Genomic DNA, 20,811 nt, shown 5'->3' on the forward strand with positions numbered 1-20,811 from the left:
GCGCGGGCGCTACCACCGGGAGTGGTGCCCGCGGGATTGCGGCGCTCGGCTCAGGCCGGTTCCGGGCCGACCGCGCGGCGCACCATCGCCGCCAGCCCCGCGCGGCGGCGGTCGTGCTCGGTCTCCGGGTCGTCCTCGGCGGCCGTGAAGAACAGGCTCGTCGGCCCCCAGGCGAGCGCCATCGTGAGGACCATGGCGAGCACGTCCTCGGGTGCGAGCGCCGGGTCCACGTGGCCGTCGCGCTGGGCTTGCGCGATGGCGGAGACCTTCCGCTCGGTCTGCTCGCCCATGTCGCCGACCAGCTCGCCGAGGGGCACCCGCTCCAGCCGCGTCCAAGCGGCCAGGCGCGCCAGCTCCGGGCGGACCAGGCACGCGTCGTAGAGGCGGACCGCGTACCCGGCGAGGTCGTCGGCGGTCATCGGCACCGTGTCGACGATGACGTCGGCGTGCTCGCGGAACACCGCGTCGAACAACCCGTCCTTGTCGCCGAAGTAGGCGTAGAGCTGAGCCTTGTTGGCCTTGGCGTTGGCCGAGATGCGGTCGACCCGCGCGCCCGCGATGCCGTGCGCGGCGAACTCCTGGGTGGCCGCGTCGAGCAGTCGGCGTCGGGTGGCTTGTCCGTCCTTCACGGCCCGAGTGTAAACCAACTAGTTCGTTTGACCGGTCGACCGAGTGTGGCTACCGTGGGTCGAGTAAGCAACAAACTAGTTTGTTTCATCAATCGGAGGGATTCGCCGTGAAGGTCCACGCGTACGTGGCCGACAGCGCCGGGGCGCGCCTGCGCCCCCACGAGTACGAACCGGGTCCGTTGGGGCCGAACGAGGTGGACGTCCGCGTGACGCACTGCGGGGTCTGCCACACCGACATCGGCGCCATCGACGACGAGTGGGGCTTCGCCAAGTTCCCCGTCGTCGCGGGCCACGAGGCCGTCGGGGTCGTGGAGGCGACGGGGGACGCGGTCGACCGGGAGCTGCTGCCGATCGGGCTGCGGGTCGGTGTCGGCGCCACCGCGGGGTCCTGCTTCGCCTGCGAGTGGTGCCTGAGCGGACGGCAGAACCTGTGCCCCCGCAGGGACGACGTCATCTTCCGCGGCCTCGGCGGCGGGTTCGCCAGCCACATCCGGGCGACCGACTGGCGCCACGTCCACCCCATCCCGGACGCCCTGTCCAGCGCCGACGCCGCGCCCCTGTTCTGCGCGGGCACCACGGTGTTCACGCCGCTGCTGACCCACGGGGTGCGCCCGGTCGACCGGGTCGCGGTCGTCGGCGTCGGCGGCTTGGGCCACCTGGCCGTCCAGTTCCTCGCGAAGTGGGGGTGCGCCGTCACCGCGATCTCCCGGACGCGGGCCAAGGAGGCCGACGCCCGCGGGCTCGGCGCGACGGACTTCATCGCCGCGGGCGAGGAGGGCGCCCTGGCCGCCGCCGCGGGCTCGTTCGACTTCGTGCTGTCGACCGCCACCGGTGACCTGCCGTGGGACGCCTACCTCGACCTCCTCCGGCCGCAGGGGAAGCTCTGCGTCGTCGGCGTGCCGGAAAACGCGATCTCCGCGGGCGTCATGAACCTGCTGCCCGCGGAGAAGGCCATCGTCGGCGGCATCGTCGGGTCACCGGTCCAGACCCGCCAGATGCTCGACTTCGCGGCCCGGCACGGCATCCGCCCGGAGATCGAGACCTACCCGATCGCCGACGTCGAGCAGGCGCTCGACCGCGTCCGGCAGGGCACGGCCCGCTACCGCGCGGTCCTGGAGCTGTGAGCCGGGACTTGTCGTAGCGGGTTGCGGTCCCGCGGCGACCCTCGTCCTTCCGCTGTGACGACAGGCCTTTCAGGACTCCCCGCGCACGTACGCGTCGAGGTTCGCCAACGACGACGCCAACCCGACGGCGTGGTCCTCCGCGGAGATGCCGTCGGGGACGTCGTCGGCGCGGATCTCGACGCGGGTGCCGGCTTCGACGGCCGTCACCGCCCAGGTCATGGTCATCGTCCCGGCGTAGGACGGGTCGTCGGAGACGAAGTCGACCGCCTGCACCACGTGCGCACCGGGGACGATGTCGACGAACCGGGCCTCGACGACGTCGGAGCCGGGCGCGGCCTTGCCCGCCGTGGTCGACGCGTCGGTGTAGGTCAGGACCAGCCGGTAGGACCCGCCGGGCCGCGCGTCGAACCGGTCGAACCTGCCGGTCATCCCCTCGGGCGGCAACCAGGCCGCGAGCGCCACCGGGTCGACGAGCGCGGCGTAGACGCGATCGAGCGGGGCGGCGACGACCCTGGTTCCCGTATCGGTTCTCGGCATGGCACCAGGGTAGCCGGCCAGCTGCGGTATCGAGACGTGTCTCCGTAGAGAACAACCATTCTGCTTACCAGGTCTCTTCGCGCCGTCAAGCGATCGATTCCCGCCAAGAAAATGGCCCATTTCGGGCGTGGCTTGGCGACCTCAAAAATCTCGAATTCCTTTGAGAGCTTGGTTGAGCTGCGCAGATATCTCCTCCAGAGGTGCTGGCACGGGTGCAGAGCGTCTGTCTGTCGTTGACCGCCCCGAGAGGAAGAATGTACGTTCTTGCAAGAACGAACGTTCTGACTCGTTTACCCTCCACTTCGCCTCCGAGGAGTAGTTCGCCATGAGCAAGAAGAGCCGTCCCGGCTCGCGTTCCCGCGCGCTGGTCGCCGCGACGGCGGTCGTCGTCACCCTGTTGACGGGCGCGGTGGGCGCGGGCGCCGCACCGGCGACGACCGCGCAGCGCGCGCGGCCGACCGTGATCCTCGTCCACGGTGCGCTGACCGACGCGTCGGTGTGGCGCCACGAGGTGGAAGCCCTGCAGCGCAAGGGGTACGCGGTGCTCGCCCCGGCGATGCCGCTGCGCGGTCTCGCCTCGGACTCCGCGTACCTCGCGGCCTTCCTGAAGACGGTGTCCGGGCCGATCGTGCTCGCCGGGCACTCCTACGCGGGCGCGGTCATCACCCGGGCAGCGGAGGGCGACCCGAGGGTGCGGGCGCTCGTGTACGTCACCGCGTTCCAGCCGGACACGGGGGAGACCGCGGGGGAGCTGAACGCCCGGTTCCCCGGCAGCAGGCTCGGCCCGGACACCACCGTCGTGCTGGAGCACCCCGGCGGCAGCGAGCTCTACCTGAGGCAGCAGGACTTCCGCGACGTGTACGCGGGCGACCTGTCCCCGTCGACGGCGGCCCTGATGGCCGCCACCCAGCGTCCGGTCGAGACCGCCGCGCTGGGGGAGCCGTTGCAGGGCAGGCCCGCGTGGCGCGACACCCCGTCGTGGGCGCTGGTCGCCACCAAGGACAACTCGCTGCCGGTCGCCACCCAGCGCTTCATGACCGCGCGGGCGCACTCCCGCACCACCGAGGTCGCGTCCTCGCACGCCGCCCCCGTCTCGCACCCGGCCGAGGTCACGGGGCTGCTCCTGGACGCCATCCGCGGCACCGCCTACTAGAACGAACGTTGCTTCCAGCAAGGAGATCCCCATGTCCAACCCCACCGTCGTCCTCGTCCACGGCGCGTTGACCGGCTCCTCCGTCTGGCGGGACGTCGTGGTCGGGCTCCAGCGGGCGGGCCACCACGTGGTCGCCCCCTCGCTCCCGTTGCGCGGCCTGGCCTCCGACGTGGCCTACCTCGAGAGCGTCCTGCGGTCGATCGACGGACCGGTCGTCCTGGTCGGCCACTCCTACGGGGGCGCGGTCGTCTCGGACACCGCGTTCGCCTCGCCCCAGGTGTGCGGCCTGGTGTTCGTCGCGGCGTTCCAGCCCGACGACGGCGAGACCGCGGGCGCGCTCAACGGCCTGTTCGAGGGCGCCAAGCTCGGGCCGGACACCACCGTCGTCGTGCCCTACCCCGGTGGTGACGAGCTGTACCTGAAGCAGGAGGACTTCCGCGAGGTGTACGCCGGCGACGTCCCGGAGGCCGTCGCCGCCGCGATGGCCGCCTCCCAACGGCCGATCGACCCCTCCGCGCTCGGCGAGCCGCTGCGTGGGCCTGCCTCGTGGAAGACCGTGCCGTCCTGGGCGCTGGTGGCCACGCGGGACTTCTCGCTGCCCCCGGCCGTGCTGCGGTTCATGGCCCAGCGGGCGGGCTCGAAGACCGTCGAGGTCGACTCGTCGCACGCCGTGCCGGTCGCCCACCCGGACGCCGTCGTCGACCTGGTCGCCGACGCCCTCGCCCACGTCCGGTAGCTCCGCGTCCGTTAGCCCCAAGTCCGGTAGTCCCGCGCCAGGTGTCGCCCCGCCGAGGTCTCCCCGGCGGGGCGACACCGCGTCACGACCCCAGGAAGTCCCGCACCGCCCGCCGCAGCGTCGCCCGCACCGCCGCCGCGTTGTCCAGGTCACCGCCCTGCAACGCCCCGTCGTGCAGCAGCACCAGCACCGCCGCGGCGTAGCCGGGCTCCGGGTGGCCCGCGTGCGTGGCCAGTTCGACGAGCACGTCGTGGAACCACCTGCGGTGGTCGTCCACGGCGGTGCGCACCGGGTGCCGGGGGTCCGGGTACTCGGCCGCCGCGTTGATGAAGTGGCAGCCGCGGAAGCCCGCGCCGCGGGTGGCCTCGCCCGCCAGGTCCAGCACCGCGACGGCGGCGTCCGCCACGGACCCGCCGTCGACCGCGGCCTTCACCAGGCCCCGCAGCTCCTCGTCGACGGCCCGCAGGTAGGCCACCACGAGGTCTTCTTTGGAGGGGAAGTGGCGGTAGAACGTCGCCCTGGTGACGTCGGCCTCGGTCACGAGCCGGTCGACGGGCACGGTGTGGATGCCCTCGGCGTAGAACAGCCTGCTCGCCGTCTCGAGCAGCCGGTCGCGGGGGCTCAGCGCGCTCGTCATCCCCCGAGTGTAGAGAACCAACGTTCTGTCGCGGAAGCGGCAGGCCGGCGGAAAAGTATCACCATGTGTCGCTCCGGCCACTGCCGTTCGTCGGCCGCCACGACCACAGTCATCCCCCAACACCTCCCGATCCGATCCCCACCCCCCGTTTGGAGGGTCACGTGGACCACGCCGCACCCACCACGACCACCGCCGCCGACTGGGCCGCGGTCCACACGCGACCCGACTTCGTCGAGCTGCGCCGCGCCCAGCGGCGGTTCGCCTTCCCCGTGGCGGGGATCTTCCTCGCCTGGTACCTGCTCTACGTGCTGCTCGCCGACTACGCGCACGGGTTCATGGCCGTCAAGCTGGTCGGCAACATCACCACCGGGCTGCTGCTCGGCCTGCTCCAGTTCGCCTCCACGTTCCTCATCGCGGCGCTCTACTCCCGCTACGCCACCACCAGGCTCGACCCGCTCGCCGCGCGGATCCGCGCCGCCGTGGAGAGGGGCGAGCCGTGAGTAGTCCGCTGCTGAACATCGGGATCTTCGCCGTGTTCGTCGTGATCACGCTGGTGGTGGTGTTCCGGGTGAGCCGGGGCCTGGGCACGGCGACGGACTTCTTCACCGCGGGCCGCTCGTTCACCGGCAGGCAGAACGGGATCGCGATCGCGGGCGACTACCTGTCGGCCGCGGCGTTCCTCGGCATCACCGGCGCGGTCGCCGTGTACGGGTACGACGGCTTCCTGTACTCCATCGGCTTCCTGGTGGCGTGGCTGGTCGCGCTGCTGCTCGTCGCGGAGCTGCTGCGCAACACCGGCCGCTTCACGATGGCCGACGTGCTGAGCTTCCGGATGAGGCAGGGACCGGTGCGCACCGCGGCCGCGATCTCCACCCTGGCGGTCACCTTCTTCTACCTGCTCGCGCAGATGAACGGCGCGGGCGGGCTCGTCGCCCTGCTGCTCGGCGTGACGGGCGGGGTCGGCCAGGCCCTCGTGGTCTCGGTCGTCGGCGTCCTGATGATCGTCTACGTGCTGGTCGGCGGCATGAAGGGCACGACCTGGGTGCAGATCATCAAGGCCGTGACGCTGATCGCGGGCGCGTTCGTCATGAGCGTGTGGGTGCTGGCGCGCCACGGCTTCGACTTCTCGGCGCTGCTCGGCGCCGTGGCCGACCGCGGCGGTGACGCCATGCTCGCGCCCGGCAAGCAGTACGGCGCGACCGCTCTGTCCAGAGTGGACGTCCTGTCGCTGGGGCTCACCCTGGTGCTCGGCACCGCGGGCCTGCCGCACGTGCTCATGCGGTTCTACACCGTGCCCAGCGCGAAGGAGGCCCGGCGGTCGGTGCTGTGGGCGATCGGCCTCATCGGTGGCTTCCTGCTGATGACCGCTGTCCTCGGCTACGGCGCGGCGGCGCTGGTCGGCGCCGACCGGATCACCTCGGCACCGGGCAAGGTCAACTCCGCCGTCCCGCTGCTGGCACTGGAACTGGGCGGCCCGCTGCTGCTCGGCCTCATCGCGGCCGTGGCGTTCGCGACGATCCTCGCGGTCGTCGCCGGGCTGACCATCACCGCGTCGGCGTCGTTCGCGCACGACGTGTACCTCAACGTGATCAAGAAGAACTCGCCCGCCGCCGCGGCGTCGCAGGTGAAGGTCGCGCGCTGGGCGGCCGTGCTGATCGGCCTCGTCTCGATCGCGGGCGGGATCGCGACCAACGGTCAGAACGTCGCCTTCCTGGTGGCGCTGGCCTTCGCGGTCGCCGCGTCGGCGAACCTTCCCACGATCCTGTTCTCGTTGTTCTGGAGGCGGTTCACCACCGCGGGCGCCCTGTGGAGCGTCTACGGCGGACTGGGCACCACGCTGGTGCTCATCGTGTTCTCGCCGGTGGTGTCCGGCACCAGGACGTCGATCCTCCCGGCCGCGGACTTCGCCTGGTTCCCGCTGTCGAACCCCGGCCTGATATCGATCCCGTTGTCGTTCCTGCTCGGCTACCTCGGCACGGTGCTGTCCGCCGAGCCCGCCGACCAGGCCAAGTACGCCGAGATGGAGGTCCGCGCCCTGACCGGCGCGGGCGCGGAGAAAGCGACAGGAGAACCCGCATGACCCTCGACCGCCCGACGGCCCCCGACCCGTACGAGCTGCTGCCCGCCGTGGGCTCCTTCGAGGTCACCTCGAAGGACGTCGCGCACGGCGAGCCGATGGACCCGTCGCACACGCTGGACGGCGGCAACGCCTCGCCGCAGCTGAGCTGGCGCGGTTTCCCGGAGGCGACGCGCGGCTTCGTCGTGACCTGCTTCGACCCGGACGCCCCGACCCCGTCCGGGTTCTGGCACTGGCTGCTCGTCGACCTGCCCGTCACGACCACCGAGCTGCCCACGGGAGCGGCGGACGAGCCCCTGCCACCCGGTGCCTTCCACGCCCGCAACGACTTCGGCACCTCCGGGTACGGCGGTGCCGCGCCACCACCGGGTGACGGCGCGCACCGCTACTTCTTCGTCGTCCACGCCGTCGACGTCGACTCGCTCGGTGTCGACGCCGCCACGAGCCCGGCCGCGATCGGCTTCGCGCTCGCGTTCCACACCCTGGCCAGGGCGGTCGTCGCGCCCGTCCACGCCAACCCCGCCACCACCAGTGAGAAGTGAGGTCAGATGATCCCGCACGACACCCACCTCCGGATCGGGTCGCTGCTGTTCGAGGGCCTGGACCAGATCGACCTCACCGGTCCGTTCGAGGTCCTGTCCCAGATCCCGAACTCCACCTACCAGGTCTACGCGAGGACCACGGAGCCCGTCCGGGACATCCACGGGCTCCGGCTGACCGCCGACGCCGTGCTGGCCGACGCGCCCCGGCTCGACGTGCTGCACGTGCCCGGCGGGTTCGGGCAGGAGGCCCTGATGGAGGACGAGGAGGTGCTCGACTGGATCCGCGCGCAGGCGGGCGGCGCGACCTCCGTGTTCTCCGTCTGCACCGGAGCGCTGCTCTGCGGCGCCGCGGGTCTGCTCGTGGGGCGGCGGGCCACGACCCACTGGTCCGCCTTCCACCTGCTGCCCTACTTCGGCGCCATCCCGGTCGACGAAAGGGTCGTGGTCGACGGGAGCTGGGTGTTCGCCGGAGGAGTGACCGCGGGCATCGACGGCGCGCTGCGGCTCGCCGCCGAGCTGCGCGGAGTCGAGGTGGCGCAGGGGATCCAGCTCGCCATGCAGTACGCGCCCGAGCCGCCGTTCGACAGCGGCACCCCGCGCACCGCGCCCGCCGCGGTGCTGGACCGGGCCCGCCGCACCGTCGAGGACATCACCGCGCGGCGGGAGAAGACCGCGCGCAAGGTCGCCGAACGCCTCGGCGTCGAGGTCCCGGTGGCCTGAGACCCGGTGCTACCGCCGCGCGGCCGTGCCGCGGAACGCGCGGCGGTAGTCCGTGGGCGCCAGGTGCACGAGCTCGCGGAACCGGCGCCGGAAGGCCACTGTGGACTCGAAGCCGCACCGCTGCGCGATCTGCTCGACCGTCAGGTCGGTGGTCTCCAGCAGCTGCTGCGCCCGCACGACCCGCCGCTTCGCGACCCACTTCCACGGCGACGTCCCGACCTGGGCCTGGAAGTGGCGGCCGAACGAGCGGGTGCTGTACCCGATGTGCTCGGCCATGTCGGCCACGCTGAGCGGCTGGTCGAGCCGTTCGTCCAGCCAGTTCAGCAGCGCCGCCATGTCCACGGAGGTCGCCGCGGGCGTGGCGTGCTCGACGAACTGGGCCTGGTCACCGGAGCGGTGCGGCGCCACCAGGGTCCGGCGGGCCACCTTGGTCGCCACGTCGGCGCCGAAGTCCTCGCGCACGATGTGCAGGCACAGGTCGATGCCCGCGGCGACCCCGCCGGAGGTCAGCACCTGCCCGTCGGCCACGTAGAGCACGTTGTCCACCACCCCGACGGCGGGGAAGAGGCGCTGGAGCTGGTCGGTGACCGCCCAGTGCGTCGTCGCCTTGTGGCCGTCGAGCAGCCCGCTGTGCCCGAGGGCGAACGCGCCGGTGCAGATCGACACCATCCGCGCACCCCCGGCCGCCGCCCGGTTGAGCGCGACCGCGGCACCGTCGGGCAGCGGGTCGGCGATCAGCTCGTAGCCGGGGACGATCACCGTGTCGGCCTCGTCGAGCAGCTCCAGCCCGCCGTGCGCGCCGATCGGGACGCCGCAGCCGGAGGTGACCGGCAGGCCGTCGGGCGAGCACACCCGGAACTCGTAGTGCTGGGGCTCGGGATCGCGGTGGCGGTGGCCGAAGAACTGGGCCGCCGCACCGAAGTCGAGCAGCACGACGCCTTCGAGGACGAGGACCACCACCCGGTGCATGGCGGGAATGTATCACCGGGTGTCAGTCGTGCCACTGGTTCCGCACAGGTGCGTACCGGAGGATGGTGACCATGACCGACGTCCTTGGCCTGACCCGTGAGCTCGTCGCCCTCGACACCGCGGGGCGGGCGGAGGACGACGCGATCGCCGTGCTCGCCCCGAGACTGCAGGACGCCGGGTTCGCGCTCGACGTCGTGCGCCTGGACTCGGGCCGGTCGACGCTCGTCGCCGAGTGGCGCACCGACCTGGACGTGCCACCGCTGTGCCTGTCCGGCCACCTCGACACGGTGCCGCTCGGCGCGGCGCCGTGGTCGTTCGACCCGCTGCGCGCCGAGCCCGACGGCGACCGGCTGCACGGGCGCGGCACGAGCGACATGAAGGGCGGGGTGGCCGCCATCGTGCTCGCCGCGATCGCCGCCGCCACCGGCCGTCCGCGCCGGTCCGGCCTCCGCCTCGTGCTGACGGCCGCCGAGGAGACCGGCTCGGCCGGTGCGGTCGGCGCCGCCGTGCGGCTGACCGGCAGGCCCAGCGGACCGCTGGTGATCACCGAGCCGACCGCGAACGCCGTGGCCCACGGTCACAAGGGCGCGCTGTGGCTCACCGCCCGCGCCACCGGCGTCACCGCGCACGGGTCGATGCCGCACCTGGGCGACAACGCGATCACGAAGCTCGCCGCCGCGACCACGCGCCTGACCGACTACCGGTTCCCCGGCGACCCGCACCCGGTCATGGGGGCGCCGACGATCAACGTGGCCACCTTCCACGCGGGCCTCAACACCAACTCGGTGCCCGACCTCGCCGAGGCCACCGTGGACGTCCGCACCGTCGCGGGCCAGGACCACACCACCGTCCTGGCGGACCTCGCGGCGTGCGCCGGACCGTCGGTGGCCCTGGCGCCGCTGGTCGACCTCCCTCCGGTGTGGACGGACCCGCACCAGGAGTGGGCGGCCTCCGTCGCGGACGCGGTCGCCGACATCACCGGTGTGCCGACGGGGGAGCCGGTCACGATGACGTTCTTCACCGACGCCTCGGTGCTCACCCCCGCCTTCGGCGGTGTCCCCACGGTGATCTGCGGTCCGGGTGAACCGTCCCAGGCGCACGTCACCGACGAGTGGTGCTCGATCACCCGGCTGGCGGAGTCGGTGGCCGTCCTGGAACGCCTCTGCCGCGACTGGTGCGGACTGTGACGCCTCACCGTCCGACCAGTGCCTGGCCGAGGTCGCTGGGGTAGTAGAGGACGCTGCGCCCGTAGCGGGCGCGGGTGAGCAGGCCGCCGCGTTCGAGGACCCGCAGGTGCTGGTTGACCGCCGAGGTGGTGACCCCGAGCCTGAGCGCCAGCTCGGTCGACGACGCGGGTTCGCGCAGCGCCACCAGGAGCGAGGCCCTGGTGGCGCCGAGCAGGTCGCGCACCGCGCCCGCGTCGGGCCGGTCCGCCGTGGACCACATGGCACCCTGGCCCCGTGCCGGGTACACGACCGTCGGCGGCCGCCGGTCGTCGAGCGGGACCGACGCCCGTTCCACGAACATCGACGGCACCAGCGTCACGCCTTCCCCGCGCACCGGCCTGAGCCGGGGTACGGGGGTCGACAGCCGCACGTCCAGGTGGCGACCGTCGAACGCGACCGCGCGCGACAGGCCGCCCAGCACCGCTCCGACACCACCCCGCGCCGCGAGCCTGGCCCGGTGCGCGACGTCGGCCTCCAACACCGCCCGCATCCGCGGCCAGTACGGCGCGAAGCACAGCTCCCAGGCCGTGAGGAGGGCCTGCCGGAGACGGCCGACGACCTCGTCGTGGGGACCGAGGAACACCTCCGGGACCCCGCCGTGGACCCGCGTGAGGTCACGGCGGAGCCGATCGGGGGTGAGCCGCTCCAGCCCGGCGACCTCCTGGGCGAGGTCGGTGAGCGCGGAAGCGGGTCGAGGGGTGAGGAAGTCCGCTACCCGCCGCCGGTCGTCCACCAGGGCGAGCAGCACCTCGGTGTCCAGGAACGGCCGGACGGGGGCGATCCGGTCGAGCCACGGCCGTTGCAGCGGAAGGGCGTCCGGGACGCGCAACGCCCGCAGCCCGAGGCCGACCTCGCCCAGCGGGGAGATGCCGAACCGGACGGCGGAGACGTCGGCGGACTCGAGCACGTACCGGATCATCAAGCCATACGCTACATCCATTGGCCTGATGCCCTCGGTGGTGGGACAACGGGCAGGTGATCAGACCGTTCGAGGAGACCGACACCGACGCCGTCGTGGCGCTGTGGACCGAGGCCGGGGTGACCCGTCCCTGGAACGACCCGGTGGCCGACATCCGGCGCAAGACGACGACGCAGCCCGAGCTGTTCTCCGTCGCCGTCCACGACGACCGCGTCGTCGGCACCGTGATGGCGGGCTACGACGGTCACCGCGGCTGGATCCACTACCTCGCCGTGGCCGCCGACCTGCGGGGGACCGGGCTGGGCCGGGCGCTCGTCGAACGGGCCGAGGCGGCTCTCGCGGCCTTGGGGTGCCCCAAGGTCCAGCTGCAGGTCCGCCCGGACAACCCCGGCGTGATCTCCCTGTACGAGCACCTCGGCTACACGCGCTACGAGGCGGTGGACCTCGGCAAGCGCCTGGTCGAGGACGGCTGACTACGCGCCGACGACCAGGTCGTCCGCACGGGACCCGCCGCCCATGCCGGTCAGCTGCTGGTCGAGCAGGTCCAGCCCGGCGTCGACGCGGATGACCTGGCCGGTCGTGACGGCGAAGCCCTCGTCGGTCACCGCGGCGATCACGCGGGCGACGTCCTCCGGCCGCAGCGGCCGCCCGGTCACCGACCGCTCGCCCACGTGCCGCAGGATCCCGTCGGTGAACACCCGCGAGGTGGCGTCGGTGGTCACGGGGCCGAGCGCCACGGTGTTGACCGACACGCCCACCAGCCCGGCGTCCGCGGCGACGTGCCTGCTGTAGGTGTTGAGCGCCGCCTTGGCCACCGAGTGCGCCGCGATGCTGCCGACGTGGTCCGCCGCGGTGCTGGAGATGTGCACGACCCGGCCCGCCCGCTGCGCCTTCATCACCTCGACCACCCGCTGCGTCAGGAAGTACGCGCCGGACAGCTCGCCGACGACCTTCGCGATGAACGTCCCCCACGGCAGCGCGGGCAGCGCCTCGAAGGGCGGGTCCACCGTGTTGGCGTTGCACACCAGCACGTCGATCCGCCCGTGCTCGGCGACCACCGCGTCGACGAGCGCGGCGACGGCGGTCTCGTCGCAGACGTCCGCCCTCCCCGTCTCGGCACTGCCGCCCGCGGCCTGGATGTCGGCGACGACGGACGCCGCGGCGGCCGCGTCGCGCACGTAGTTGACGACCACGTGGTGCCCGCGCAGACCCAGCTCCCGCGCGGTGGCGGCACCGATCCCGCGACCGGCCCCGCTGACGAGTGCGATTCCCATGCTGTTCCTCCCGTGCTGTCGACCTGGCGAGGAACAACGCTAACCAGCAGGCTTACCTGAGGTAAGCACCTACCTCGAGGTAAGCTCTGGGCATGGCGGAAGGTTTCCAGATCCCCGGCGGTGCCCAGGGGCCGTTGAGTGACGTGTTCCACAGCGACTGCCCCGGCCGTCCGATCGTGCCGGGGCTGCCGAGCGACTTCTTCAGCACCGACTGCCCGGCACGGGTGGTCGTCGACCACGTCGCCAGCCGGTGGACGCCGCTGATCCTCTCCGCGCTGCAGCCCGCACCACTGCGGTTCTTCGAGGTGCGGGACAAGATCGGCGGCATCAGCGAGAAGGTGCTGTCGCAGAAGCTGCGGACCCTGGTCCGCGACGGGCTCGTCGAGCGCACCGTGGAGCCAGCCACCCCGCCGCAGGTCAGCTACGGCCTGACCGAGCTGGGCCACGGCATCTCGGTCCCGCTGGGTCACCTCTTCGGCTGGATCGCGGACAACGGCGGTGCCGTCCTCGCCGCGCAGGAACGGCACGACCGCGAGTCCGCGACCTGACCGCTCAGAGGTCGCCCGCGCGCTGGTAGAGGTCGCGCACCGCGTCGGTGAACGCCGCGCCGCTGAGGTTCTCGGTCACGCCGTCGCCGTTGACGGTCCCCATGCTCGTCACGGAGAAGACGGTGCCCCGACCGGTGGCCGGGTCGAGGTCGCGCAGCCACGGGCCGCCGCTCGAACCGCCAGCCATGTCGCAGTCCGACCGCCACGACGAGTACACCGAGTTGGTCCTCAGGGTGGCGGGCAGGACGCAGGACACCAGGGCCTCGCCGCGGGCCAGGCGCGACACCGGGTAGCCGAGGAGGGTCGTGCCCACCGGCGACGGCGGTGCCTCGAACGAGATGTCCTGCGTCCCCGCCACTTCGGCGACGTGACCGCCGTCGACCGGGTCCACGGCGATCACCGCGTCGTCGTCCAGTGCGCTGGTGGGGCCGTGGTAGGTGTCGGGCCAGGCGAACGCGCGGACCGGGAACACGCCGTGCGGCCGTTCCCCGTCGTGGTAGCCGGGGACGAACACGACGTTGGTGACCTTGATCGGGTTGTCCCGCCGGTCGAGGCCCCCGTTGACGCAGTGGCCCGCGGTGAGGGCGACGTCCTTGCTGGAGCTGGGCACGACGGTCGCCGTGCAGGACGCGTCGCCGCCGGGCACCAGGGTGAGGAACAACCGCCCCACGCCAGGGGGGACCGGGGCGTCCCAGACCTTCCCGATGGTCTCGGCGGGAGCGAGGTGGCCCTCGGAGCCCAGGGCCGCCATCCGCTCGGGCGTCCAGTAGGACAAGGCGGCGGCCCGGTCGGCCGCGCTCACCCCGGTCACCACGTCGGCACCGGCCGCGTCGACCGGTGCGCTGCTCACCGCCAGTGCGACGGTGAGCAGCGAGAGGGTGGCGGCGGAGCGGGTGATGATCGAGGTCATACCCCGGTGGACGCGCCGGTCGCCACCGGGGTTGTCGCGGGTCAGGGCGTGTTGTCGCCAGGCACCACCACACCGGTCTCGTAGGCGTACACGACGGCCTGCACGCGGTCGCGCAGCCCGAGCTTGCCCAGCACCCGCGACACGTGGGTCTTCACGGTCGCCTCGCCGACGTGCAGCCCGGCCGCGATCTCGGCGTTGCTCGCCCCGCCCGCCACCAGGCGCAGGATCTGCGCCTCCCGTTCGGTCAGGTGGTCGAGCAGGTCGGGCCGCTGCGACGCGGCGGGCCGGGAGGTGAACTGGTCGAACAGGCGCCGGGTCAGCTCCGGCGCGAGCAGCGCGTCGCCGCGCGCGACCACCCGGACGGCGCCGATCAGGTCCTCCGGGGAGGCGTTCTTCAGCAGGAACCCGCTCGCCCCCGCCTGGAGGGCCTGGAACAGGTAGTCGTCGCGGTTGAACGTGGTCAGGACGAGGACCGCGCAGTCGCCCGCGGCCACGACCCGCCGGGTCGCCTCCAGCCCGTCGAGCCCCGGCATCTGCACGTCCATCAGCACCAGGTCGGGGCGCAGCGACCGGGCCAGGTCGACGGCCCGGTCCCCGTCGGCGGCCTCGCCGACGACCTCGAAGTCGGCCTGGCTCTGCAGGATCATCCGGATGCCGCCCCGGATGAGCTCGTGGTCGTCGGCCAGCAGGATCCTGGTCATGGCAGCGGGAACCTCGCTCGGACCGCGTAGCCGCGGCCGTCCGGGCCCGTGGTGAGCGTGCCGTCGTGCAGTGCCACCCGTTCGCGCATCCCCTTGTGGCCCAAGCCCTCGCGTGTCCCGTCCCGGTCGGTGGGGCCGCGCCCGTCGTCGGTGACGACCAGCTCGACCGCCCTGGTGCCGTACTCCACCACCACGTCCGCCCTCGTCGCGTTCGCGTGCTTCACCGTGTTGGTCAACGCCTCCTGCGCGATCCGGTACAGCGAGATCGACAACGACCGGGGCAGCTCGCGCGGCTCGCCGACCACCGCGCAGGTGGTCGCGAGGTCCCCGCGCGGCTGGGCCACCAGCGCGGCGAGCCGCTCCACCCCCGGCGCGGGCGCGGTCACCTCGGGCTGTCCGCTGTCGCGCAGCACGCCCAGCAGGCGGTGCATCTCCTCGATCGCGTCCCGCCCCGCCGCCTCGATCGACGACAGCACCCGCCCCACGCCGTCCGGGTCGCGGGTGAGCGTCAGCCGGGCGGCACCCGCCTGCACACCCATCACGCTCACGTGGTGGGCGACCACGTCGTGCAGCTCGCGGGCGATGCGGAACCGCTCGGCGACCACCGCGTTGCGCGCGTTCTCGTCCCGCTCCACCCGCAGCTCCCGGTTGCGCTCGGCCAGCTCGGCCCGTTGGCGGGTCCGCACCCACGCGGCGTCGCCGAAGACCCAGGCGGCCGACAGGAACAGGGCGTTGGTCGCGACGGTGTAGACCGCGAACGCGGCCAGCGGCGGGAGGACACCCGCGGGGCGGTTCGCGTCCAGCCCGTTGAGCGCCGCCCACGTGTCCGTGGTCAGGACGTACCCGAGGCAGACGGCCAGCGCCGCCACGACCACCGCGCGCACCACTGTCGCCCGGCGCCGGTCGCGTCCCCAGGCACCCGCCGTGTAGACGGCGGCGAACAGGCAGACCGACGTCATCGTGGCGTCACCCACGTACCGGAGCTGCAGGCCGATGAACGCGACCGCGCAGACGACGAGTGAACTGAGGGGGAAGCGGCGGCGCAGGCACAGCGGCAGCGCGACCGCCAGCGCCCACCCGACCTCCTCGACCTGGCCGGGGCGCAGCGATCCGGGGTCGATGCCCGCGTCGCGGGAGAGCGCGGTGCTCAGGACCACGCCGACGGCCAACAGGACACCGGTGGCGACGTCCCAGCGCGCCTCCCGTTCGGTCGGCGAGGGCCGCACCCAGCCCGGTCCGGTGGTCACGACCGGGCACGGTAGCCCAAGCGCACCCAGACGGCGGCGTAGGCGAGGCCGCACACGACGAAGACGGCGAGGGAGAACGGCTGCGACCAGCCCAGGAGGGTGGCCGCCGCGGTGAAGTCCACTTTGGTGAGGTCGTGCTCGGGGAGCGGGGTGAGAGCGGCCTGGGTGAACTGGAGGAGCGGGTCCACGGCGAAGACGGCGGTGAGCGGGGTGAGCCAGCTCTTGCCGGTGCGCTTGCGGAGGAAGTACAGGGACCAGGTGATGACCTGGGTGACTAGGACACCGCCGCAGGTGACGGCGAGCTTCGCGGCGGTGCTCATGCCGGTGGGGGAGAAGTGGTTGCAGCCGAAACCGGCTGGGGCGCAGTGGAGTTCGTAGGAGGCGTGGTGGTCGCCGGCGAGCCAGGCGGCGGCGGTGTGGCCCAGTTCGTGGATGTTGAGGGCTAGGAAGAGGGTGAGGAGGGTGAGGGCGATGGTTCTTGTTGTGTGGAAGGGGGTTTTGGGTGGGTGGGTTGTGGGGGGCATGGCTGCTCCTTGGGGTGGGAGCAGTCACGGTATTGGGGGGAGGGGTGGGGGCGCGTCCGTCGTAGTGGGGATTGGGTGGGTAGTTCTTGAGGGGGAGGGGGTGTGGCGCGGTATGGGATGGCGGTGTTGTCTCGCCCGGTTTCGGTGCCACGGACTACGGGGGTGTCGCTACAGCGGACCTGGGTGCGGTCGGCTTGACTTGGGGCCCCTTTTTTGGGCTTCGTCGGGCGAAAAAGGGCAGGTGGTAGAGCCTGCCCGCCGACCGATTTTAAGCCCAAAATCCCCAAGTCAAGCCGACCGCACGAGCGGACGAGCACCGCTCGCTTCCAGCGTCGTTGGGTAGGGCGGCTTGTTGCTTCCAGCGTTGCCGGGGAGGTTGCTCGCTTTCAGCATCGTTGGGGCGTTGGTTTTCGCTTCCGGCTTGTGGTTGTTGTTAGGGGAGGGTCCAGGTTTGGTTGGGGTTGCCTGTGCAGTCCCAGATTTGGAGTCGGGTGCCGTTGGTGGAGGCTTTGCCGACGGCGTCGAGGCAGCGGCCGGAGCCGGTGTTGATGAGGTGGTTGGAGGTGGTGGTCCACTTCTGGGCGTTGGTGTTGTTGCAGTCGTAGAGCTGGATCGGGGTGCCGTTGGTGGTGCCGGCGTTGGTGACGTCGAGGCATTTACCCAGGGCGCGGAGGGTGTTGTCGGGGCCGATTGTCCAGTGTTGGGCGGTGCCGGCGTTGCAGTCGTAGAGCTGGATGGGGGTGCCGTTGGTGGTGTTGGAGGCGGTGACGTCGAGGCATTTGCCGTCGATGCCGGTGATCTGGCCGGTCCTGGTGGTGGGGGTGCCGGGGAGGTGGACTTCGCCGCGGTTGAGGGTCCTGGGGTCGTAGTAGGTGCGTTTGACGGCGTCGTCGTTGTTCCAGGCGGGGTCGGTGAGCCAGTTGATCCAGACGCTGAAGTAGGTCCACTTCGGTTGTGCGGCCAGGGTTTGCGGGGTGGGGACGGTGCCGACCTCGGCGAGGGCGATGGGTTTGCCCGCGGACACGGTGACCATGGCGTTGTAGTACTCGGTGGTCGGTTGCTGGTTGGACCAGGCGTCGAGGGTGGCGACGTCGACGTAGGAGGAGCCCGGCCAGTAGTCGGACAGGTGGGAGGCGCCGCCCGCGATGTCCTTGACGTTCCACACCCAGACGAGGTTGTCGAGGCCCTTGACGTCGGTGAGGTAGTCGTGGGTGAGCTGGTAGAGCTTGCGGCTGCCGTTGGCGCCGGGACGGCCGCCCCACCAGGACCAGCCCTCGTTCATCTCGTGGATCGGGCGCCAGAGGACGGGGATGCCGTTGTTCTTCAAGTCCTGCAAGAAGGGCACGGCCTCGTCGAGGCGTTGTTTCCAGCGCCGGTTGAGGCCGGAGCCGTCGGTGACGAGGTCGTTCCACTGGGAGTCGGACAGGGTGCTGCGGATGGCGCCGTCGCCCCAGTCCCAGTGGCACGTGGTGGCTACGGTGGGCGGGCAGGAGTGCCACATGAGGGCGGGGAGGGAGCCCGTGGCCCAGACGGACTTGGCCTGGGCGACGACGGTGGCGCGGGCGTTGATGTCGTTCTGCTCGAAGGCGAAGTCGCCGCCCCACAGGCCGGGGTACTCGCCGGTGATGTCGTGGACCTTGTTCTGCCACGTCCACGGGGCCGAGCTGGGGCCGTCCTGCTGGCCGGACAGCGTGTTCCTGCTGCTGATGCCGTTGAGGTAGCCGACGACGTCGGCGACGGTGGCGGAGGTGTGGACGTCGGTCGGGGTCGAGGCGGTGGAGGTGGTGGGCGTGGTGGCGAGGAGCAGGGCGAGGACGGCCGCCCAGCGCTTGCGCGCGTGTCGCATGGTATCCCTTCGGCAGGTCAGGAGGGCAGGCTGAAGCGCTGGAAGAACTGCCACATCAGGGTGTTGGCCGAGATCTCGCGGGTGGTGGTGCCGTTGCCGGAGGACTCGGTCGGCGCACCGGGCCAGGTGTGGCCGCCGTCGGAGACGGAGTACAGGACGACCTCGGCGCCGGTGCCGCACCCGGTGTGGACGGACCTGGTGACGTGCGCGGAGACCTGGCTCGTGGTGGGGGTGGTGCCGCAGCCGTCGATGGCCGCCCACCGCTGCTGGGCGGCGGGCACGGAGTACCGCCACACGTCGCTGCCGCCGCCCGCGTACGGGTTGGTGTTGTCCTGCCGGCCGTGGAACGCGACCACGGGCACGGCCCGACCCGGTTGGCACGACTGGGCGTCGGGCCGGGTGGTGTCCTGCGGGTCGGGGCGACCGGCGCGCAGACCCGCGACCGGGGCGATGGCGGCGATCCGGCCCGGTCGGGCGCACGCGTAGGCGGAGATCATCCGGCCGCCGCCGGAGTAGCCGGTGCCGTAGACGCGGGTGGTGTCCGCGCACAGCGGCGTGGCGAGCGCGCTGACGACCTGGTCGAGGAACGCCACGTCGTCACGGGCGCCCGCGGGCGGCGTGCCGACGCCGGGGACGTTCCACACGTACCCGCTGTCGCTGGCGAGGGCACCGCTCGGCGCCACCACGAGGTACTTGTCCCGGTCGGCCGCCGCCTTCATGTCGCTGTAGGAGAGCTGGCCGGGCCCGGTGCTGCCGCTGCCGTGCAGGTTCAGCACGACGGGCAGCGCGGTCGTGCCCGCGACGCCGGCGGGCACGTAGGTGGTGACCTGGTAGGTGGTGCCCGCGAGCGTGACCGGCAGGGTCCGCTCGCCCGCGCCGAACGCCCGCGTGCACGACGTGCTCGCACCGGGCAGCGTCCAGTTCTGGTTGGTCTGCCCGTTGCACGCCCAGAGCTGGAGCTTGGTGCCGTCCGCGCTGGACTGCCCGGTGGCGTCCAGGCACCGGCCGGTCTCGGGGTTCACCAGGGTCGCCCCGTTCCGCGTCCACTGCTGGTGGGTGTTGCCCGCACCGCAGGTCCAGAGCTGGACCTTCGTGCCGTTGGCGTTGATGCCGCCGTTCACGTCCAGGCACTTGCCCAGCGCGCGGATCGTGCCGTCGGTGCCGACGGTCCACCGCTGGGCGCTGCCGCCGTCGCAGGTGTAGAGCTGCACCTGCGTGCCGTCCGCGGTGTTCGCGGCGGCGACGTCGACGCACTTGCCGCCCAGGCCGGTGATCGGCCCGGTCGTGCCGCCTCCACCACCGCCCCCACCGCCCGCGGGAACGGTGAACTCGCCGCGGTTGAGCACGCGCGGTGCGAAGTACGACGCCTGGACGCTCGCGTTGGTGTTGTACGCGGGGTCGGTCAGCCACTCCGCCCACACCATCCACCACGCCCAGCGCGGCTGCGCGTTCATGACGGCCGGGGTCGGGGTCTTGCCGACCTCGGCCAGCGCGATCGGCTTGCCCCCGGCGACGGTCAGCATGGCCTGGTAGTCCGACGCGCTGGGTTCGAGCTTGTTCCAGACGTCCAGGCTCGCGACGTCCACGTAGGACGAACCGGGCCAGTACTGGGAGATCGAGCCCATGTCGACGTCCTTGACGTTCCACACCCACACCAGGTTGTCGAGGCCCTGGGCGTCGGCGAGGTGGTCGTGGGTGATCTGGTAGAGCTTGCGGCTGCCGTCGGCGCCGGGGCGGCCGCCCCACCACGACCAGCCCTCGTTCATCTCGTGCACCGGCCGGAACAGCACCGGCACCCCGGCGTCCTTGAGCTGCCGCAGGTAGGGGACGGCCTCGTTGAGCCGGTTCTTGTACGCGGTGTTGAGCGCGGTGCCGTCGGTGACGAGCTGGCCCCACTGGGTGTTGTCCAGGTGGGACTTGATGTTGTTGTCCCAGTTGCACGTCGGGCCGCCGGTGGGCGGGCAGAAGTGCCACGTCAGCGCGACCACCGAACCGGCGCGCCACTGCCTGATGGCCTCGTCGACCATCGACTGCCGGTGGCCGACGTCGTCGGGCAGGAACAGGAAGTCACCGCCCCACAGGCCGGGCGTCTGGCCGGTGATCGACTGGGCGACGCGGGTGTACTTGGTGGGGTCGGAGTTCGGCTCGCGGTTGTGCTGGCCGGACAGCGTGTACTGGCCGGAGATGCCGGTCAGGTAGTCGATCAGGGCCGCGCGGGTCGAGGCGGGGAACGCCTGCGCGGACGTCGGGACGAGCAGGGACACGACCAGCAGGACGGCGCCGACGACGGCGGGCGCGCGACGGCGCGGCTGGGTCATCGGTCGGCCCCTGGGCGTGCGGGGGTACGGCACATGGAACGGCTCCTCGGCTTCGCAGGGTGAGAGCGGGGCGGCCACTTCGCGGCGTGCTTAACCGCGTAAGTACCTGGACCATAGGAGTAGGTTTCCGGACTGTCAACGACAGGTGACCCGGCGTTGATCACCGCGAGCGGG

The 20,811-nt window shown here is 72.1% G+C and carries 22 protein-coding genes; 10 read left to right on the plus strand and 12 right to left on the minus strand.

Going from position 1 to position 20,811, the window contains the following annotated elements; genetic code table 11:
• Window positions 1-50: 50 nt before the first annotated feature.
• Window positions 51-629, minus strand: a complete 579-nt coding sequence (locus CLV43_RS35815; RefSeq protein ID WP_106193121.1) for a TetR/AcrR family transcriptional regulator — start codon at window positions 627-629, stop codon at window positions 51-53.
• Window positions 630-736: 107 nt separating this feature from the next.
• Between CLV43_RS35815 and CLV43_RS35820 the strand changes: the two genes are divergently transcribed.
• The gene (locus CLV43_RS35820) at window positions 737-1,753 is read left to right on the plus strand and encodes an NAD(P)-dependent alcohol dehydrogenase (protein WP_106193123.1); all 1,017 of its coding nucleotides are present in this window, start codon (window positions 737-739) and stop codon (window positions 1,751-1,753) included.
• Between the two features lie 69 nt (window positions 1,754-1,822).
• On the opposite strand, the gene CLV43_RS35825 is transcribed toward CLV43_RS35820, so the two are convergent.
• Window positions 1,823-2,290: an SRPBCC domain-containing protein gene (locus CLV43_RS35825; RefSeq protein WP_106193125.1), complete on the minus strand. Its 468-nt coding sequence runs from the start codon at window positions 2,288-2,290 to the stop codon at window positions 1,823-1,825.
• A 325-nt stretch (window positions 2,291-2,615) separates the two neighbouring features.
• On the opposite strand from CLV43_RS35825, the gene CLV43_RS35830 reads away from it, so the two are divergent.
• Both CLV43_RS35830 and CLV43_RS35835 read left to right on the plus strand, forming a co-directional pair.
• Window positions 2,616-3,443 carry an alpha/beta fold hydrolase gene (locus CLV43_RS35830; RefSeq protein WP_106193126.1) on the plus strand — a complete coding sequence of 276 codons (828 nt, stop codon included), beginning with the start codon at window positions 2,616-2,618 and terminating at the stop codon, window positions 3,441-3,443.
• A 31-nt stretch (window positions 3,444-3,474) separates the two neighbouring features.
• Window positions 3,475-4,179: an alpha/beta fold hydrolase gene (locus tag CLV43_RS35835; RefSeq protein ID WP_106193128.1), complete on the plus strand. Its 705-nt coding sequence runs from the start codon at window positions 3,475-3,477 to the stop codon at window positions 4,177-4,179.
• Window positions 4,180-4,261: 82 nt separating this feature from the next.
• On the opposite strand, the gene CLV43_RS35840 is transcribed toward CLV43_RS35835, so the two are convergent.
• Window positions 4,262-4,816 (minus strand): TetR/AcrR family transcriptional regulator, encoded by a 555-nt coding sequence (locus CLV43_RS35840; RefSeq protein WP_106193130.1) that lies wholly within the window; start codon window positions 4,814-4,816, stop codon window positions 4,262-4,264.
• A gap of 161 nt (window positions 4,817-4,977) precedes the next feature.
• On the opposite strand from CLV43_RS35840, the gene CLV43_RS35845 reads away from it, so the two are divergent.
• From CLV43_RS35845 to CLV43_RS35860, 4 genes are read left to right on the plus strand one after another with little or no spacing between them, the layout of a single operon-like run.
• Window positions 4,978-5,316 (plus strand): DUF485 domain-containing protein, encoded by a 339-nt coding sequence (locus CLV43_RS35845; RefSeq protein ID WP_106193131.1) that lies wholly within the window; start codon window positions 4,978-4,980, stop codon window positions 5,314-5,316.
• Window positions 5,313-6,896 (plus strand): solute symporter family protein, encoded by a 1,584-nt coding sequence (locus CLV43_RS35850; protein WP_106193133.1) that lies wholly within the window; start codon window positions 5,313-5,315, stop codon window positions 6,894-6,896. Before CLV43_RS35845 ends, CLV43_RS35850 begins: the two co-directional genes overlap by 4 nt.
• Complete coding sequence (locus CLV43_RS35855; protein WP_106193134.1) at window positions 6,893-7,435, plus strand: YbhB/YbcL family Raf kinase inhibitor-like protein; 543 nt, start codon at window positions 6,893-6,895, stop codon at window positions 7,433-7,435. Before CLV43_RS35850 ends, CLV43_RS35855 begins: the two co-directional genes overlap by 4 nt.
• A 6-nt stretch (window positions 7,436-7,441) precedes the next feature.
• A complete protein-coding gene (locus tag CLV43_RS35860) occupies window positions 7,442-8,155 on the plus strand; it encodes a DJ-1/PfpI family protein (RefSeq protein ID WP_106193136.1) in 714 nt (237 codons plus the stop codon).
• A gap of 9 nt (window positions 8,156-8,164) precedes the next feature.
• Here CLV43_RS35860 and CLV43_RS35865 read toward each other — a convergent pair whose 3' ends face one another.
• Window positions 8,165-9,124: a GlxA family transcriptional regulator gene (locus CLV43_RS35865; protein ID WP_106193137.1), complete on the minus strand. Its 960-nt coding sequence runs from the start codon at window positions 9,122-9,124 to the stop codon at window positions 8,165-8,167.
• A 71-nt stretch (window positions 9,125-9,195) separates the two neighbouring features.
• Here CLV43_RS35865 and CLV43_RS35870 point away from each other — a divergent pair, with 71 nt between their 5' ends.
• Window positions 9,196-10,311, plus strand: a complete 1,116-nt coding sequence (locus tag CLV43_RS35870) for a M20 family metallopeptidase (RefSeq protein ID WP_106193139.1) — start codon at window positions 9,196-9,198, stop codon at window positions 10,309-10,311.
• 4 nt (window positions 10,312-10,315) lie between these two features.
• Here the strand turns inward: CLV43_RS35870 and CLV43_RS35875 are convergent, their stop codons facing one another.
• Window positions 10,316-11,269 (minus strand): ArsR/SmtB family transcription factor, encoded by a 954-nt coding sequence (locus tag CLV43_RS35875; protein WP_106193141.1) that lies wholly within the window; start codon window positions 11,267-11,269, stop codon window positions 10,316-10,318.
• A gap of 56 nt (window positions 11,270-11,325) precedes the next feature.
• Here CLV43_RS35875 and CLV43_RS35880 point away from each other — a divergent pair, with 56 nt between their 5' ends.
• Complete coding sequence (locus CLV43_RS35880) at window positions 11,326-11,742, plus strand: GNAT family acetyltransferase (protein ID WP_106193142.1); 417 nt, start codon at window positions 11,326-11,328, stop codon at window positions 11,740-11,742.
• Here CLV43_RS35880 and CLV43_RS35885 read toward each other — a convergent pair whose 3' ends face one another.
• Window positions 11,743-12,543: an SDR family oxidoreductase gene (locus CLV43_RS35885; protein WP_106193144.1), complete on the minus strand. Its 801-nt coding sequence runs from the start codon at window positions 12,541-12,543 to the stop codon at window positions 11,743-11,745.
• Between the two features lie 92 nt (window positions 12,544-12,635).
• On the opposite strand from CLV43_RS35885, the gene CLV43_RS35890 reads away from it, so the two are divergent.
• A complete protein-coding gene (locus CLV43_RS35890) occupies window positions 12,636-13,091 on the plus strand; it encodes a winged helix-turn-helix transcriptional regulator (RefSeq protein ID WP_106193146.1) in 456 nt (151 codons plus the stop codon).
• A gap of 4 nt (window positions 13,092-13,095) precedes the next feature.
• Here CLV43_RS35890 and CLV43_RS35895 read toward each other — a convergent pair whose 3' ends face one another.
• From CLV43_RS35895 to CLV43_RS35920, 6 genes are all read right to left on the minus strand, one after another.
• Entirely contained in the window at window positions 13,096-14,001 is a 906-nt protein-coding gene (locus tag CLV43_RS35895; RefSeq protein ID WP_245887216.1) for a trypsin-like serine peptidase, read from the minus strand.
• Window positions 14,002-14,042: 41 nt separating this feature from the next.
• Window positions 14,043-14,702: a response regulator gene (locus CLV43_RS35900; protein WP_106193147.1), complete on the minus strand. Its 660-nt coding sequence runs from the start codon at window positions 14,700-14,702 to the stop codon at window positions 14,043-14,045.
• The gene (locus CLV43_RS35905) at window positions 14,699-15,949 is read right to left on the minus strand and encodes a sensor histidine kinase (protein ID WP_106193149.1); all 1,251 of its coding nucleotides are present in this window, start codon (window positions 15,947-15,949) and stop codon (window positions 14,699-14,701) included. The genes CLV43_RS35900 and CLV43_RS35905 overlap by 4 nt, the downstream gene beginning before the upstream one ends.
• On the minus strand, window positions 15,946-16,473 hold the full coding sequence (locus CLV43_RS50205; RefSeq protein WP_106193150.1) for a hypothetical protein: 528 nt from the start codon (window positions 16,471-16,473) through the stop codon (window positions 15,946-15,948). The genes CLV43_RS35905 and CLV43_RS50205 overlap by 4 nt, the downstream gene beginning before the upstream one ends.
• Before the next feature lie 433 nt (window positions 16,474-16,906).
• A complete protein-coding gene (locus CLV43_RS49710) occupies window positions 16,907-18,319 on the minus strand; it encodes a glycosyl hydrolase (protein ID WP_106193152.1) in 1,413 nt (470 codons plus the stop codon).
• Window positions 18,320-18,336: 17 nt separating this feature from the next.
• On the minus strand, window positions 18,337-20,637 hold the full coding sequence (locus tag CLV43_RS35920; protein WP_106193154.1) for an extracellular catalytic domain type 1 short-chain-length polyhydroxyalkanoate depolymerase: 2,301 nt from the start codon (window positions 20,635-20,637) through the stop codon (window positions 18,337-18,339).
• Window positions 20,638-20,811 lie beyond the last annotated feature (174 nt).

It is taken from the genome of Umezawaea tangerina, from assembly GCF_003002815.1.
Taxonomy (GTDB): Bacteria; Actinomycetota; Actinomycetes; order Mycobacteriales; family Pseudonocardiaceae; genus Umezawaea; species Umezawaea tangerina.

Coding starts and splice junctions, on each gene's coding strand:
- CLV43_RS35825 (WP_106193125.1), bottom strand. CDS start 2,290: ATGCCGAGAACCGATACGGGAACCAGGGTCGTCGCCGCCCCGCTCGAT.
- CLV43_RS35830 (WP_106193126.1), top strand. CDS start 2,616: ATGAGCAAGAAGAGCCGTCCCGGCTCGCGTTCCCGCGCGCTGGTCGCC.
- CLV43_RS35835 (WP_106193128.1), top strand. CDS start 3,475: ATGTCCAACCCCACCGTCGTCCTCGTCCACGGCGCGTTGACCGGCTCC.
- CLV43_RS35840 (WP_106193130.1), bottom strand. CDS start 4,816: ATGACGAGCGCGCTGAGCCCCCGCGACCGGCTGCTCGAGACGGCGAGC.
- CLV43_RS35855 (WP_106193134.1), top strand. CDS start 6,893: ATGACCCTCGACCGCCCGACGGCCCCCGACCCGTACGAGCTGCTGCCC.
- CLV43_RS35860 (WP_106193136.1), top strand. CDS start 7,442: ATGATCCCGCACGACACCCACCTCCGGATCGGGTCGCTGCTGTTCGAG.
- CLV43_RS35865 (WP_106193137.1), bottom strand. CDS start 9,124: ATGCACCGGGTGGTGGTCCTCGTCCTCGAAGGCGTCGTGCTGCTCGAC.
- CLV43_RS35870 (WP_106193139.1), top strand. CDS start 9,196: ATGACCGACGTCCTTGGCCTGACCCGTGAGCTCGTCGCCCTCGACACC.
- CLV43_RS35875 (WP_106193141.1), bottom strand. CDS start 11,269: ATGATCCGGTACGTGCTCGAGTCCGCCGACGTCTCCGCCGTCCGGTTC.
- CLV43_RS35885 (WP_106193144.1), bottom strand. CDS start 12,543: ATGGGAATCGCACTCGTCAGCGGGGCCGGTCGCGGGATCGGTGCCGCC.
- CLV43_RS35890 (WP_106193146.1), top strand. CDS start 12,636: ATGGCGGAAGGTTTCCAGATCCCCGGCGGTGCCCAGGGGCCGTTGAGT.
- CLV43_RS35895 (WP_245887216.1), bottom strand. CDS start 14,001: ATGACCTCGATCATCACCCGCTCCGCCGCCACCCTCTCGCTGCTCACC.
- CLV43_RS35900 (WP_106193147.1), bottom strand. CDS start 14,702: ATGACCAGGATCCTGCTGGCCGACGACCACGAGCTCATCCGGGGCGGC.
- CLV43_RS50205 (WP_106193150.1), bottom strand. CDS start 16,473: ATGCCCCCCACAACCCACCCACCCAAAACCCCCTTCCACACAACAAGA.
- CLV43_RS49710 (WP_106193152.1), bottom strand. CDS start 18,319: ATGCGACACGCGCGCAAGCGCTGGGCGGCCGTCCTCGCCCTGCTCCTC.
- CLV43_RS35920 (WP_106193154.1), bottom strand. CDS start 20,637: ATGACCCAGCCGCGCCGTCGCGCGCCCGCCGTCGTCGGCGCCGTCCTG.